Here is a 15,352-nt window from a genome sequence, read left to right on the forward strand (position 1 = left end):
TGATCAGAGGACTGACAGCCATGAAGACAAGAGATATGAACCGGGATTGGATCGCAACTGCCGCCACATTGAACAGCGCACTGCCTTATCTGCAGCGCTATGACGATGCTATTGTCGTCATCAAACTGGGCGGCCACGCCATGGGCAGTGACGAAGCCATGGAGAGCTTCGCACGTGATGTGGTTCTGATGCGGCAGGTCGGTGTGAACCCTGTTGTCGTGCATGGTGGCGGGCCGATGATCAACGCGATGTTGAGCCAATTGGATATCCAGTCCGAGTTTGTAAATGGCAAACGTGTCACCGACAAAGCAACGGTTGAAGTCGTCGAGATGGTGCTTTCGGGCCTTGTGAACAAACGTATTGTTCAGGCGATCAACCGTCAGGGTGGCACCGCTGTTGGCCTTTCGGGCAAAGACGCCAATCTGATGACCTGCGACCAAACGGATGCCTCCTTGGGGTTCGTCGGTTCACCCGCGCAGATGAACCCAAAGGTTTTGCACGATCTGTTTTCGCATGACGTGATCCCGGTCATCGCACCGCTGGGTGCTGGTAATGACGGGGAAACATTCAACGTCAATGGCGACACTGCAGCGGGGGCAATCGCCTCGGCCTTGAAGGCAGACCGCCTGTTGTTGCTGACGGACGTTTCTGGTGTCAAAAACGCTGCCGGTGATGTGGTCACTGAACTGAAAGCGGGGCAGATCCGCGAGATGACGCTCGAAGGGACGATTGCTGGCGGGATGATCCCGAAAACCGAAACCGCGCTGGATGCCTTGCACAGCGGAGTACGCGCAGTTGTCATTCTGGACGGGCGTGCGCCGAATGCGGTACTGCTGGAATTGTTCACGGAACACGGTGCCGGTTCGCTGATCCGGCCAGACTAAGCCAAAAGGCGCGGAGGGGGTATGGCGGAACAGTCTGAAACTACCTCTGAGACAAGCAGCCGTTTGTCCTACGCCCGCGTCGAAGAAACCGCGAGCGAGACAGGATTGATCGTTATGGGGGCACTGCACCCCCGCGTGACCCAGGCCAAACACCCCGAAGGTGGTACACTGGTCCTGCTCGGCGCAGGTGATGCGTTCTGGCCTGCGTTAAAGGCCTCGCCCGAATGGCTCGATCAACACCCTGATCCGGTTGATCGGTGGTCTTCGCGGGTCATCGGGGACATGGCCAGTGATCTGGGCGCACAGGCGCATTTTCCCTTTGGCGGCCCGCCATATGCCCCTTTCATCGACTGGGCGCTTAAGTCAGGGCGGACGTTCAGCAGCCCCGTAGGGGCGCTGGTGCATGACACGGTGGGGATGATGATCTCGTTTCGCGGCGCGCTCCACTTCCCCTCTGAATTTGACGTACCAGAAGCATCGGCACCCTCACCCTGCATCACCTGTGACGCGCCCTGTACATCAACCTGCCCTGTGGGCGCCCTGAATGCCGAGAGTTTTTACAATGTCGACGCCTGCCACAGGTACCTGAGCACAGCTGCGGGCCAAATCTGCATGACCGGTGGATGTGCCGTACGGCTGGCTTGCCCTCTCAGTAAAGGCGCAGGTCGCCGTGCGGAACAGTCCTCCCACCACATGAGAGCATTTCACCCGACATGAGCCGCACCCTGATCCTGACACGCCATGCAAAATCAAGTTGGGACGACCCGCTACAGTCAGACCATGACCGTCCTTTGAACAAACGCGGGCGAAAGTCGGCACCTGCCATTGGTGCTTGGCTGACAAGAAATGGCTGGCTCCCTGATGAGGTTATCTGCTCTACCGCTGCCCGCACACGCGAGACATACGAAAGGATGGGGTTGCAGCCCAACTCGACTGGCTTCGCGCGCCGCCTGTATCACGCCGGGGCCCATGACATGCTAAACGTCCTGGAAGGCGCCACAGGGACCTGTGTGTTGATGCTGGGGCACAACCCCGGGATCGCGGCCTTCGCCGATCAGATCGTTCGGCAAGCGCCGAACCACATAAGGTTCCACGATTACCCTACCTGTGCGACGACCGTTGTCCGCTTTGATGTTGCCAGTTGGGCAGATGTCCAATGGCACAGCGGTGAGGTTTTGGGTTTTGTCATTCCGCGTGAGTTGCTGGAATAGAAAAAGGCGAGGACCTGCCCCGCCTTCTTGCATTGATATTGAACTGGGTCAGTGCCCCAGAATCTGGCTGAGGAACAGTTTGGTCCGCTCGCTTTTGGGGTTGTTGAAGAACTCTTCCGGTTCATTCTGCTCCACGATCTGACCCTCATCCATGAAGATCACGCGGTTCGCCACCTGACGGGCAAAGCCCATCTCGTGCGTCACGCACAGCATGGTCATACCCTCTTCGGCCAGCTCAATCATAGTGTCGAGCACCTCTTTGATCATTTCCGGGTCAAGGGCCGAGGTCGGTTCATCAAACAGCATGATCCGCGGCATCATGCACAGGCTTCGGGCAATCGCCACACGCTGCTGCTGACCACCCGAAAGCTGACCAGGATACTTATCCGCCTGCTCGGGGATCTTCACCTTTTCCAGGAAGTGCATGGCGCGCTCTTCGGCCTCTTTCTTGGGCGTCTTGCGCACCCAGATCGGGGCCAGCGTGCAGTTCTCCAGAATGGTCAGATGCGGGAAAAGGTTGAAGTGTTGGAACACCATGCCAACCTCGGACCGGATCTTGTCGATGTTCTTGAGGTCATTCGACAGCTCGATCCCATCCACAACGATAGAACCCTGCTGGTGTTCTTCCAACGCGTTCAGGCAGCGGATCAGGGTTGATTTCCCTGACCCCGACGGCCCCGCGATCACGATCCGCTCGCCCTGATTGACGGTCAGATTGATGTCGCGCAGCACGTGGAAAGATCCGTACCACTTGTTCATTCCGTTGATGTCGATGGCGATCTCATCGCTCACCTGCATTTTCGAGCGGTCGATTTCACGTTCAATTGCAAGTTCAGACATGTGTTGAACTCCTTAATGATGATCAGTGGCAAGACGACGTTCGAGCCACTGCGAATATTGTGAGATGCCGTAGCACACGACAAAGAACAGGAGCGAGGCAAAGCCCAGCAGCTCCCAGTAGACGCCATTCCATTCGGTCGAAGCCAGGATCGGCCCGCGAATCATACCCAACAGGTCGAACATCGAGATGACCGAGACCAGCACGGTATCCTTGAACAGACCCACCGCGACATTCACGATACCAGGGATCGAGATCTTCAATGCCTGTGGCAGGATGATCAGCCGCATCGCCTGAGGGTAGTCGAGACCCAGACTGTCCGCTGCTTCGTACTGCCCGCGCGGCAAGGCTGCCAGACCGCCGCGGATCACCTCGGCGATATAAGCGGCCGAGAACATGGTGATCATGATCACGACGCGCAGGAACAGGTCGACCGTGCTGTCAGGCGGGAAGAAATACGCCAGCATCACCGAAGCCACAAACAGCAGCGTGATCAACGGCACGCCACGAATGAATTCGATAAAGATGACGCAGACCCACTTGATCAGTGGCATGTTCGACTGACGTCCCAATGCCAAGGCGATACCCAAAGGCACAGAGAGCGACACGCAGGTCACACCCAGCATCATGTTCAGCATGAAGCCACCCAGATCACGGCTGGGCACGGATGAAAGCCACGCATTTTGTGATGCGCTTTCAGGGATCAGCGCACCGCCGATATTCCAGATGACCAAAGCGACAACGATGGCCCCAAAGAACCCTGCAGCAAAGCTGTTCTTGCCAAATTTCTGGAAGACGCCGCCTGCGACCACACATCCGATCAGAGCGACCAGCGGTACCAGGATGCTGCCACCCCAGATCAGCCAGAACGCGATGAACGGGTATACGGCCGTGAACAACAGCAGTTTGCGCGGCAGGTCAAAGAACAGAACCGGAGCAAACGCAACCAGCATAAGGACAAGGGCCAGGTTCGGACGCCAATAGGAATCGACCGGGTATTTGAACCCATAGATCAGCTGTGGCCAGCGTTCGGCAAGCACCGCGAAACACGCACCGGTTTTGCCCGCCAGTATCTCTCGGCATTCTGCCAGCGAATTCGCATTCCAGACCCCGTTAAAGATCCAAGGCAACGTGTTTTTCAACAACAGGTAGACCAGGATCAGCGACAGAACCGTCAGGATCGTGTTCGCCACGCCCGAAAATAGGTTTTCACGAAGCCATTTGACCACGCCGGTTTCGCGGGCAGGAGGAGGTGATTCCGGGATGTTCCCGTCAGCCACAAACGCGATCGGATTATTTGTTTGATCAGCCATGGCTCAGCGCTCCTTCAGCTTAACGGAAGCGTTGTAGAAGTTCATCACCGTCGAAATCAGCAGCGAAGCTGTGAGGTAGAACAACATCAGCAACAGAACACATTCGATCGCGCGACCAGTTTGGTTCAGCGTGATGCCACCCAGCGTCGCAGTGATATCCGCATACCCCACGGCAATCGCCAGCGACGAGTTTTTGGTGATGTTCAGATACTGCGAAATCAATGGTGGAATGATCACACGCAGTGCCTGCGGCAGGACCACAAGGTTCATGATCCGACCCTGACGCAACCCCAGAGCGCCCGCAGCCTCGGTTTGACCTTTCGAGATGGCCTGAATGCCCGCACGCACGTTTTCTGCGATAAACGCGCCAGTATAGATCGACAGCGCAAACCACAGGGCGATCAGCGGGCCGCCGACATTGATGCCGCCACTGAAGTTGAACCGTTTGAGTTCCGGGATGTTCCAGGTCAGACCCATCACGACCATCAGCAGGGCAAACGGCACCAGCCATACAGCCAGATTCAAGATCAGTGTCTTGGGCCGTTCACCGGTCTCTTCCTGCTTCTTTGTTGCCCTTTTGTTGATCTCGCGCGTGGCGAACCAGGATCCAATCAGAAACGCAATAACCAGCAACCAGTTCAGCGCTGTTGAGCTGAACAACCCGTTCGCGAACTCAGGTCGCGGGACATATGCACCCCGGTTGGTGAACGCAAAAGCGTCAAACAACATGCTGGATGACGGGTTTTCACCACGGAAGGCGCTTGGTGCAGGTAGAACCGCCGTCATTATCGTGAAGATGATGATGATCCAGATCAGCACCGGAATATTCCGGAAGATCTCGACATAGACCGCCATAAGTTTCGACACGAGCCAGTTGTTGGACAGCCTTAGAACACCGGCAGTCACACCAAAGATGGTTGCGGTGATACAGGCAAGAAACGCCACCAGCAGCGTGTTCAACAGACCAACCAAAGCCGCACGTGCGTGCGAGGACTGGCTATCGTATTCGACCAGTCGCTGGTTGATGTCGTACCCGGCGGCATCGCCGAGGAATGAATATGAAATATTGAGCCCTGCGGCTCTCAAATTCTGGATCAGGTTGTTGCCCAGATACCAGATACAAAGCGCAATAACGATGGCCGCGATCACCTGAAATGTCAGTGAGCGATAGCGGGTATCGTTTATGAGCATCGACAGCCGAAATTCAGATTTCGGCGGGTCAGTCATAGTCGACATATTTTGGGATCCCCGTAGCTTGCGGGCTACTTATTCTGGCGAGGTTTTCCCCGCTCTACATCTGCCCGCAGCAGTTTATTATGGAAGAGGGCGCGAGTTGCCCCGCGCCCTCTTCCCTTTAGTCTTAGCGGAACGGCGGTGAATAAAGCAGACCACCATCGGTCCACTGTGCGTTCAGACCGCGTGCCAGACCGATCGGAGTTTCTTCCCCGATGTTTTTGGCAAACACTTCACCATAGTTGCCACCCGCTTTGATCGCGCGTGCAGCCCAGTCAGCGTCCAGACCCAGCATCTCGCCCAAGGTACCTTCGGTGCCCAGCAGACGGTTGACTTCTGGGTTGTCGGTGCCGGCGCTCAGCTCATCGATATTGGCCGAGGTGACGCCCAGTTCTTCTGCTGAAATCATGGCGTTCAGAGTCCAGCGTACAACGTCGCCCCACTCGTGATCGCCGTGACGGACCAGCGGGCCCAGCGGCTCTTTCGAGATGATTTCAGGCAGCAGCACGTGCTCATCCGGGTTTTCGAACGTAGCACGGGTTGCGGCCAGGCCCGAAGCGTCGGTGGTGTAAACGTCACACGCACCTGCCAGGTACTGCTGCTGTGCTTCAGCGTTGGTTTCGATCGGAACCGGCTCGTAGCTGATGTTGTTGGCACGGAAGAAATCGGCCAGGTTCAGCTCGGTGGTGGTGCCGGTCTGGATACAAACGCGGGCGCCGTCCAGTTCCTTGGCCGAGCTTACGCCCAGTGCCTTGGGAACCATGAAGCCCTGACCGTCATAGTAGTTTACGCCAGTGAATTCGAACTTCAGGTCGACGTCGCGGCTGAAGGTCCAGGTCGTGTTACGAGCCAGCATGTCGATCTCGCCCGACGCCAGCGCGGTAAAGCGTGTCTTACCGGTGGTCGGAACAAATTCAACAGCGTTCGCGTCACCCAGAACGGCCGCGGCAACCGCGCGACAGACGGATACGTCAAAACCCTGCCATTCGCCATTTGCATCGGGCGCAGCAAAGCCGACCAGACCTGTGGTCACACCGCAGTTCAGTGTACCGCGCGCCTTAACGTCGTCGACGGTTCCTGCCACGGCTGCACCAGCGGCCAGACCGGCAATCGTTGCCGCGCCCAAGATTACGGATTTTTTCATTTTTACCTCTTCCTGATTTTCCGCCCCTGATTGAGGCGGCTCTGTCCGGCAAGTGGATGCCGGAAAGGTTACCCCAAAGGTGTCTCCCCTTTAGTGGGCATGAGTTTGGTCGCATTCATAAACAAACGTCAAGGGTTGGATCAGCGAAAACGATGGGTCGAGCCCATTGGTTTTGCTCATGCGGCCAATTTTTAGGTCAGAAAGGATCAAACCGATATATCGAAGAAGTTCTTGGCGTGCAAAAACGCAGTTTTCTTGGTTTCAGAAGCTGCATGGGCTTCATCATCATGGCCCCATTGTTCGATCTGCCACAGCTCATCCAGCCTTGAAATACGCCAGATCTCGTCCGGCGCGCGCCAATTCATCGCCGCCGCAAACCCGAGAATCAAAGACCCCGACAGGCTGACTAGATCGTGGAATGCAGCCAGTTGAAACTCATCCAATGCGTGAACATGCTGTCGCAGGTTCGCCAGGGCTTCATCTGATTGCGGTTGATGCAGAACTCCGGACACGGGCACCAACCGAGCCGAAAACGTGTCGGCCGCCCAATCCAGTGCCGGATCCCATTCAGCAGACTGCTTGTTCAGCAATTCCTGAGGATGCGTTGCCCGGTAACACAGCAGATCGGAATCGCCGTAGTCGGCCAGCATATCGGCGACCTCGCGATGCTGAATGCGCACCTTATCGATCGCCGCGTTGGCCGTGCGGGTGAACGGCATCAGTGCCGGGTCCACCACCTTGTCCTGCGCGTCCCATTCGGCGCCGACAGCCTCAGCCATGGCGCGGGTCGGCAGGGTCAATGTTTCCCTCGCCGGTGTTTTGACCCGGCTGCCATCCAGTTCAACCGTATAACCGCCATCGGCTTCGACAACTGCGCTTTCTGTCCAAAACCGTTTCGGTTTCCACTCGCTCATGAGTTCAAGTCCAGATCTTGGCCAGTGTGGTGGGCAACTGGTCGAAGGTTTCAATCACACATGCCGCAGCGGTCAGGGCGGAGTTATCGTGATAGCCCCAGGATACACCGATGCCGGTCACCCCAGCAGCTGCCGCCATATCCATGTCAAAGCTGGTGTCGCCAATCATCGCGGCATTCGCCTCTGACACACCGGTTTCCGCCAATGCCGTCTGCACCATCGAAGGATGCGGCTTCGACGGATGGTGATCGGCAACTTGCCGGGTCACAAAGTACTGCTCAAGCCCATGCACCTCGATCAGCGCATCCAGTCCGCGCTGAGATTTTACTGTTGCAACACCCAGGAGCACTTCGGGGATTGCGTGCAGCGTTTCAATAACCTCTCTGGCGCCTGGATAAAGCGGAGAGCTGGCCGCGCCCAGTTCCAGCCGATGCGCGTGATAGGCCTGCTTGTAACCCTCGACCAATGCCTCTTGAACCGAAGTCGGCTGATCCGGTGCCAGTTGGGCCATGGCGTGGGGCAATGACAATCCAACTATCGACAAAATCGCATCGCGATCCGGCACAGCGACCGAAGCAGCCCGAAAGCTGGCCGTCATTGCGTGGACGATGCTAACCTGACTGTCGACCAACGTACCGTCGACATCAAAGAGAACCAACCGCAAGGGTGCGCTCATTGCAGCGCCTCAAACGGATCGTCAGCTGCCAGATCTTCGGTCCAGCCGAACGTGTCCCAGCTATGTTTCATATGCTCGGGTAGCGGGGCAGTCACTGTGATCGGTTTGCGGGTCGTTGGGTGTTGAAAGGACAAGCGCTGCGCATGCAGATGCAGCTTTTTGCTGATCATGCCACCCAACTGAGCACCCCAACCGTCGCCCATGTTTTCCTGACCCGAGCCACCGTATTTTCCATCGCCGATGATCGGATGCCCAATAGCAGCCATATGCGCGCGCAACTGATGGGTGCGACCGGTAATCGGCTCCATCGCCACCCAAGCCGCGCGACCGGCCACGCGATACAATGTGGCGTACAGCGTATGGGCGCGTTTTGCGCCCGGCGTGTCGTCAAGGTCGCCCAGATGAACTGGTATCATCTTTTCGCCTTCGCCCTGTTTGCCGTGACCAGACGCCTTGACCAGACCTGTCTTGATCTCTCCCAGATAAGGGGTCGGTACACCGGCGACCAAGGCCCAGTAGATCTTGCGCGTGTCACGGTGCCGAAAGGCAGCCGTTAAGCCTTTGGCGGCCTCGCGGGTGCGGGCCATCAGCAAGACGCCCGAGGTATCCTTGTCCAAACGATGCACGAGGCGTGGGTTTTCGTCGTAGCCAAACCGCAAAGCCTCGGACAAGCTGTCCACATGGCGGGTCTGACCACTGCCGCCCTGAACTGGCAAACCCTGGGGCTTGTTCAACGCCAGGACATGGTCGTCTCGGTAGATGACACAGGACTGGATCATCTTGGTGTCAGCATCGGAAATCCGCCGTTTGACGTCGACGGGCTTGTGATCTGCATCCGGCAGAGGCGGAACCCGCACAACCTGCCCGACCTCAAGCCGGGTAGAAGCTTTGGCCCGGCCGCCATCTACGCGCAGCTCACCCTTGCGGCACATCTTTTCGATGCGGCCTTGGTTGACGTGCGGGAACAGACGGCGCAGCCACCGATCCACGCGTTGATCGCCATCACCTTCTGCAACCGTAATCATCTGCACGCCACTCATGCCATTGCCCCTTGCGCCGTGCGGCTGCCCCGCTCGGACTGTCCCGATGTCAGTGTGTTTGAAAACATGCGCGTCTGTCGCGCGCAAAGCCAAAAGAGTCAAGGACAAGCGCCGCCAGATCATGATCTCAGATGTTGGAAATCGCCGCCCCGCCCCGCACCGTCGCGAAACCTAACAGCGTCTGCGGTGCCTTCGCGCCGGATCGCCTCGAGCCCGCTGGCCCGTTCAGCCTCACGAGCGTCGTGTACGGCCCAGACCACAGGGTTCGATGAGCGAACCAGCGATCAAAGCTTTTGCATGTTCGGTATCAACAGCGTTTCTGACTTCGGACCGATCATGGATGATCGTTCAAACGTCGTCCATTCACTTGCCTATAATACGACGACCTAATTGGGCAAAAACTGTCCCAACCGGCCACTAATCACGTTTCAAGAAAGACCAGCTAACTGAAGTTAACTAGCTGTTTCGCTGCGCCCGTAGCTTCGCAAAGTAATCCAGCCGCTTCTTCAACTCGCGCTCAAAGCCACGCTCGACAGGGTGATACAACACTGGCCGCGTCATGGTTTCGGGGAAATAGTTCTGACCGGAAAACCCATCTTCTGCCTCATGGTCATAGGCATAACCGGCCCCATACCCCTGATCTTTCATCAGTGATGTCGGCGCGTTCAGGATGTGTTTTGGCGGTGGTTCACTGCCGGACTGCTTGGCCAGTTTCATCGCGGCCTTATACCCGACATATGCACCGTTGGATTTAGGCGCCAGTGCAAGATAGACCAATGCCTGCGCCAGCGCCAATTCACCCTCGGGTGAGCCAAGGCGTTCGTATGTTTCCCACGACTGCAGGCAAATCGCTTGTGCCTGAGGATCGGCAAGCCCGATATCTTCAACGGCCATTCGGGTGATCCGGCGTGCCAGAAACCGAGGGTCCTCGCCCCCCGTCAGCATCCGCGCGAACCAATATAGCGCCGCGTCCGGATCCGAGCCGCGTACCGATTTATGTAGCGCCGAGATCAGGTTGTAATGCTCGTCACCCGATTTGTCGTATTTTGCCGCGCGCCTCATCAGCCGTGTCGACAAGGCATCAGAATCCAGTGGGGTTTCGACATTCCATGCTGCAACCTGCTCAATCAGGTTCAGCAGGGCCCGCCCATCTCCATCTGCCATTTCGTGAAGCGCATCGCGCGCGGCTGGTGTCAGCGGCAAGGCGCGGTCCAGCTCTTTTTCCGCGCGTTGGGTCAGGCGCTCCAGATCTGTAAGGCTGAGACGTTCGAGCACCAGAACCTGTGATCGGCTCAGAACCGCGGCGTTGAGTTCGAATGAAGGGTTTTCCGTCGTTGCCCCTACCAGCAGGATGGTGCCATCCTCCATATGGGGCAGAAATCCGTCCTGTTGGGCCTTGTTAAAACGGTGAATTTCATCAACGAACAACAGGGTGCCCTGCCCGTTCTGACGCCGGATTTTTGCGGCCTCGAACACTTTTTTCAGGTCCGGAACACCCGTGAAAATTGCACTGATCTGGACAAAATGCAGATCCGTTTCCTGCGCGAGCAACCTTGCAATCGTGGTCTTTCCGACACCCGGAGGCCCCCAGAAAATCAGACTGGACAGGCTGCCCGAGGCCAGCATGACACCCAATGGCGCATCTGGACCCAACACCTGTTCCTGCCCGATGACCTCGGACAGCGTTTGTGGCCGTAGTCGGTCGGCCAGCGGGCGGTGCGGTGCTGGCACGGGCTCGGTCGCCCCGGTGTCGAACAGATCGCTCATGATCTACAGCCGAAACCGCAAGGAAACGGTGCGCCCGCCGCGTTGGATAGTCATTTGCACTTTGCGACCTGGATCAGTCAAAGCCATCTTGACGTCCCTAGGATCTTGTATCTCATCACCATTGATGTCGATCAAAATATCGCCCACCCGAAGACCGGCGCGGCCCCCATAGGGCCCAGGATCGACGACAACGACGCCGGTTTGGGACAACAACAACCCCAGCCGAGAAATCACGGCCGGGTTGATCCGTGAGATCGTCAGATCGGGCAATACGGTATGTTCGCTCAGGGTTGTTTCATCAGCTGTTGGCGTCTCAGGGGCCTTGATCAACGCGACTTCGACCTCAGCGCTCTGCTCACCTCGCATCCGTGTCAGGACCGATGTGCCCCCAACACCGGCCACAGACATGCGAAACTTCATTTCGGCGGGCGAGTTCACCTCATCCCCATCCACATGCGTCACAACATCCCCGACCCGAAGTCCCGCTTCTGCCAGTGGGCTTAGCTCATGCAGATCAGAGATCACGACGCCCTGCGGGATGACCAGACCCAGCGATTCAGCGATATCGGCGCTCATATGCTGACCCGCCATACCAGCCCAAGGGCTGACAAAACTGTTGTTTCCCGCCTGCGCCTGCCGCAAAAACTCGGCCACCAGATTGGCGGGGATGGCAAAACCGATCCCGTTCGATCCGCCAGATCGTGTCAGGATCGAGGTGTTGATCCCAATCAGGTCCCCGTTCACATCTATCAATGCCCCGCCCGAGTTCCCCGGGTTGATCGCCGCATCGGTCTGGATGAAGTAGCCGCGGGCGTTGCCGGTGGCCGTACCCGTTCGCGCCAACCCGGAAATGATGCCGGACGACACAGTCTGACCCACCCCAAACGGGTTCCCGATGGCAAGCGCCAGCTCGCCCACTTCGACCTGATCTGAATCGCGCAGGTTTAAGTAAGGAAGATCCTCGGCCTCTTCCAGACGGAGTATGGCAATGTCGCTTTCCTCGTTCCCCAGCACGACTTTGGCCGAGAACTCCCGCCGGTCGGTTGTAACAACGCGAATTTCGGTCGCCATGCCCACGACGTGATAGTTGGATACGACATAGCCATCACCGGACAAGATCACGCCGGATCCTAGCGAATTCTGAACACGCGGCTGCGGCGCACCAAACCCTCGGCCAAAGAAATCCTGGAAAAACGGATCGGAAAATAGGGTATTTGCCCGACCCTGTCGGACAATCTTGGCATAAATGTTAACAACCGCCGGTGACGCCTGTCTGACCACCGGTGCAAATCCAAGGCTGATTTCGGCCTGGCTTTTAGGAACCCGCGTATCTGCGCCCGCCGCAAATGCGCTTACCATCAGCACAAGGGAACATATGATCTTTCGCACCGCCGACCCTCCGAAAATCTTGCTCAACGGATATGCGGGGCGATTGGCTTGAATGCAAGCAGCTTGGACTTTGGAGCACCTCAAGAGAATACATATGCGTCATACCAAAAAAACAACCGCGCTGTTGAATTGGGCTGATCTTCTTTGGGTTGAAGAAGATTGACTGCACAAAAGAAAACCCCCGCGTCCGGGACACGGGGGTTTTACCTCGGATATGCGCGAGGTTTATTCTTCGTCTGCGGCCTCTTCGGCAGCAACGCGGGCTTTGTCAGCCGCGCCTTTGGCGTCCAGATCACGATCAACGAATTCGATGATCGCCATCGGCGCCATGTCGCCATAGCGGAAGCCTGCTTTCAGGATGCGGACATAACCGCCCTGACGCTCGGCGTAGCGGGGGCCCAGGATTTCGAACAGCTTTGCGACGTATTGGTCTTCTTTCAGCTGCGATGCGGCCTGACGACGAGCGTGCAGGTCGCCGCGTTTGCCCAGAGTGATCAGTTTTTCAACGATCGGGCGCAGTTCTTTTGCCTTGGGCAAAGTTGTCTTGATTTGCTCATGTTCGATGAGCGAGCCTGCCATGTTCGCAAATAGAGCCTTACGGTGCTCATGAGTACGGTTCAGGCGGCGATAACCACGTGCGTGACGCATTTTCTAGTTCCTTCTTAAGCTTTTGCTTTGTCTGGCCGGCGATGCGTGTCACCGGCTCTCCTTGGGGCGGAAGTGCCCATATCGTCCCCGGCAGCCCGGGCATTGGGGAAGACGCGTTTAAAACGCGTCTTCGAATTTCTTGGCCAGATCTTCGATGTTGTCTGGCGGCCAGTCCTCGACATCCATGCCGAGGTGTAGACCCATGCCAGACAGCACTTCTTTGATCTCGTTCAGCGACTTGCGGCCAAAGTTCGGGGTGCGCAGCATCTCGGCTTCGGTCTTTTGGATCAGGTCGCCGATGTAAACGATGTTGTCGTTCTTCAGGCAGTTTGCCGAACGAACCGACAGTTCCAACTCGTCCACTTTCTTCAGCAGCAGCGGGTTGAACTCCAGACCATCGTCCTCGTCCTGGCGGCCAGCCGATTCAGGCTCGTCGAAGTTGACGAAGATCGACAGCTGATCCTGCAGGATACGTGCGGCGAAAGCCAGCGCATCTTCCGGCGTGATCGAGCCGTCGGTGTCGATCTTCAGGGTCAACTTGTCATAGTCCAGAACCTGACCTTCGCGGGTCGGCTGAACGTCATAGGCAACCTTTTTGACCGGCGAATAGATCGCGTCGATCGGGATCAGGCCGATGGGGGCGTCTTCCGGCTTGTTCTTTTCAGCCGAGACGTAACCCTTGCCGGTGTTGACGGTCAGTTCCATGAACAGGTCGGCGCCATCGTCCAGGTGGCAGATGACGTGATCGCGGTTCAGAACCTCGATACCGGCGCTTTCGCTGATGTCACCAGCGGTGACAACGGCGGGGCCTTTGGCATTGATCGACAGGCGCTTGGGTCCTTCGACTTCCATGCGCAGGGCAACCTGCTTGAGGTTCAGGATGATGTCGGTGACATCTTCGCGAACGCCAGCGACTGACGAGAACTCGTGCAGGACGTTGTCGATCTGAACGCTGGTGATGGCCGCGCCTTGCAGCGAGCTCATCAGAACGCGGCGCAGCGCGTTGCCCAGTGTCAGACCAAAGCCACGCTCCAGCGGCTCGGCAACCAGGGTTGCCTGACGCGCCGGATCGTTGCCCGGCTTGCCGTCAAGCTGGGTCGGCTTGATCAATTCTGCCCAATTCTTATGGATCATGTAATCCCTCCATTCCTGTCCGCGCCCCATGACCAACAAGGTGCAGACGCCCGAGGTTCAAAATGACGTGCTGGGGCCGTGCGAAAACGCGGGCCCCAGCTCAATTCTAATTCGCTTAGACGCGGCGACGCTTCGGCGGGCGGCAACCATTGTGCGCAATCGGCGTCACGTCGCGGATCGACGTGATGTTGAAGCCCACGGCAGCCAGCGCGCGCAGTGCCGATTCACGACCCGAACCGGGGCCCTGAACTTCGACTTCCAGCGTCTTTACGCCGTGATCCTGCGCCTTCTTGCCGGCGTCTTCCGCAGCCATCTGAGCAGCATACGGAGTAGATTTACGCGACCCCTTGAACCCCATGGTCCCGGCCGACGACCATGCAATGGCATTGCCCTGCACGTCCGAGATCAGGATCTTGGTGTTGTTGAAGGTCGAATTCACATGGGCGACGCCCGATGCGATATTCTTGCGCTCTTTTTTCTTGGTACGAGTCTTTTCGCGTGCCATCAGTCAGACCCCCCTTATTTCTTTTTACCGGCAATGGCCTTTGCGGGGCCTTTGCGAGTACGAGCGTTGGTGTGAGTACGCTGACCGCGAACGGGCAGGTTACGACGATGGCGCAGACCGCGATAGCAGCCCAGATCCATCAGGCGCTTGACGTTCATCTGAACTTCACGACGCAGGTCACCTTCAACGGTGAAGTTCGCGTCGATGTGCTCGCGGATGGCCAGAACTTCGGCATCCGACAGTTCATTGACACGACGCGATGCGTCGATGCCTACGGCTTCGCAGATGGCCTGCGCCGAGGTGTTGCCGATACCGGTAATATATGTGAGGGCGATAGGTACCCGCTTTGCAGTCGGGATGTTTACGCCGGCAATACGTGCCACGTGTCACTTTCCTTTTTTGTTGCGGTTCCGTAGCTCCGGAACCTTTTTTCACAACATAGGCCCGAAGCGCAAAGCGACGAGCTGCAGCTGATTCAGATGGCGATTCAAGGCGGAAAAAATCCGGACCAAGGAATCGCTTCTCCGCTGAGATAGCGCTGGTTAGGGGTAAACGCCATAGCCGTCAAGAGGAAGTGCTCAGATTATGCGCAACAAGACCTTTGGTCACCTTTTTTAACGCCTAAAACCAACGCACTTCTTCTGTCCTCCAGTGGT

General features: G+C 57.3%; 16 protein-coding genes. 3 read left to right on the forward strand and 13 right to left on the reverse strand.

Going from position 1 to position 15,352, the window contains the following annotated elements; genetic code table 11:
• Positions 1–20 precede the first annotated feature (20 nt).
• From argB to D9K61_RS14310, 3 genes are read left to right on the forward strand one after another with little or no spacing between them, the layout of a single operon-like run.
• Complete coding sequence (gene argB / locus D9K61_RS14300; RefSeq protein WP_120633890.1) at positions 21–884, forward strand: acetylglutamate kinase; 864 nt, start codon at positions 21–23, stop codon at positions 882–884.
• Positions 885–905: 21 nt separating this feature from the next.
• Entirely contained in the window at positions 906–1,601 is a 696-nt protein-coding gene (locus D9K61_RS14305) for a ferredoxin (protein WP_162946906.1), read from the forward strand.
• Positions 1,598–2,095: a histidine phosphatase family protein gene (locus D9K61_RS14310; protein ID WP_120633891.1), complete on the forward strand. Its 498-nt coding sequence runs from the start codon at positions 1,598–1,600 to the stop codon at positions 2,093–2,095. Before D9K61_RS14305 ends, D9K61_RS14310 begins: the two co-directional genes overlap by 4 nt.
• A gap of 48 nt (positions 2,096–2,143) precedes the next feature.
• On the opposite strand, the gene D9K61_RS14315 is transcribed toward D9K61_RS14310, so the two are convergent.
• The 13 genes from D9K61_RS14315 to rpsM all read right to left on the reverse strand — a co-directional run bounded on the left by D9K61_RS14315 (position 2,144) and on the right by rpsM (position 15,079).
• Positions 2,144–2,935, reverse strand: a complete 792-nt coding sequence (locus D9K61_RS14315; RefSeq protein ID WP_120633892.1) for an amino acid ABC transporter ATP-binding protein — start codon at positions 2,933–2,935, stop codon at positions 2,144–2,146.
• A 12-nt stretch (positions 2,936–2,947) separates the two neighbouring features.
• On the reverse strand, positions 2,948–4,246 hold the full coding sequence (locus D9K61_RS14320; RefSeq protein WP_120633893.1) for an amino acid ABC transporter permease: 1,299 nt from the start codon (positions 4,244–4,246) through the stop codon (positions 2,948–2,950).
• Between the two features lie 3 nt (positions 4,247–4,249).
• On the reverse strand, positions 4,250–5,482 hold the full coding sequence (locus tag D9K61_RS14325; protein WP_120633894.1) for an amino acid ABC transporter permease: 1,233 nt from the start codon (positions 5,480–5,482) through the stop codon (positions 4,250–4,252).
• A gap of 124 nt (positions 5,483–5,606) precedes the next feature.
• A complete protein-coding gene (locus D9K61_RS14330; protein WP_120633895.1) occupies positions 5,607–6,623 on the reverse strand; it encodes an amino acid ABC transporter substrate-binding protein in 1,017 nt (338 codons plus the stop codon).
• A gap of 206 nt (positions 6,624–6,829) precedes the next feature.
• Positions 6,830–7,537 carry an ATP12 family chaperone protein gene (locus D9K61_RS14335; protein ID WP_120633896.1) on the reverse strand — a complete coding sequence of 236 codons (708 nt, stop codon included), beginning with the start codon at positions 7,535–7,537 and terminating at the stop codon, positions 6,830–6,832.
• Between the two features lie 4 nt (positions 7,538–7,541).
• Positions 7,542–8,213: an HAD-IA family hydrolase gene (locus D9K61_RS14340; RefSeq protein WP_120633897.1), complete on the reverse strand. Its 672-nt coding sequence runs from the start codon at positions 8,211–8,213 to the stop codon at positions 7,542–7,544.
• Entirely contained in the window at positions 8,210–9,253 is a 1,044-nt protein-coding gene (locus D9K61_RS14345; protein ID WP_120633990.1) for an RluA family pseudouridine synthase, read from the reverse strand. The genes D9K61_RS14340 and D9K61_RS14345 overlap by 4 nt, the downstream gene beginning before the upstream one ends.
• A 456-nt stretch (positions 9,254–9,709) precedes the next feature.
• Positions 9,710–11,020, reverse strand: a complete 1,311-nt coding sequence (locus tag D9K61_RS14350; protein ID WP_120633898.1) for a replication-associated recombination protein A — start codon at positions 11,018–11,020, stop codon at positions 9,710–9,712.
• Between the two features lie 3 nt (positions 11,021–11,023).
• Positions 11,024–12,379: a trypsin-like peptidase domain-containing protein gene (locus D9K61_RS14355; protein ID WP_120633991.1), complete on the reverse strand. Its 1,356-nt coding sequence runs from the start codon at positions 12,377–12,379 to the stop codon at positions 11,024–11,026.
• 255 nt (positions 12,380–12,634) lie between these two features.
• Positions 12,635–13,057 (reverse strand): 50S ribosomal protein L17, encoded by a 423-nt coding sequence (rplQ, locus tag D9K61_RS14360; RefSeq protein ID WP_120633899.1) that lies wholly within the window; start codon positions 13,055–13,057, stop codon positions 12,635–12,637.
• Positions 13,058–13,174: 117 nt separating this feature from the next.
• Positions 13,175–14,191, reverse strand: coding sequence for a DNA-directed RNA polymerase subunit alpha (locus tag D9K61_RS14365; RefSeq protein WP_120633992.1), 1,017 nt, complete (start codon positions 14,189–14,191; stop codon positions 13,175–13,177).
• A gap of 115 nt (positions 14,192–14,306) precedes the next feature.
• Positions 14,307–14,696, reverse strand: a complete 390-nt coding sequence (rpsK, locus tag D9K61_RS14370) for a 30S ribosomal protein S11 (RefSeq protein ID WP_037311698.1) — start codon at positions 14,694–14,696, stop codon at positions 14,307–14,309.
• A gap of 14 nt (positions 14,697–14,710) precedes the next feature.
• Complete coding sequence (gene rpsM, locus D9K61_RS14375; RefSeq protein WP_120633900.1) at positions 14,711–15,079, reverse strand: 30S ribosomal protein S13; 369 nt, start codon at positions 15,077–15,079, stop codon at positions 14,711–14,713.
• Positions 15,080–15,352 lie beyond the last annotated feature (273 nt).

Origin of the sequence: Ruegeria sp. EL01 (assembly GCF_900313035.1) — a bacterium.
GTDB lineage: Bacteria > Pseudomonadota > Alphaproteobacteria > Rhodobacterales > Rhodobacteraceae > Ruegeria.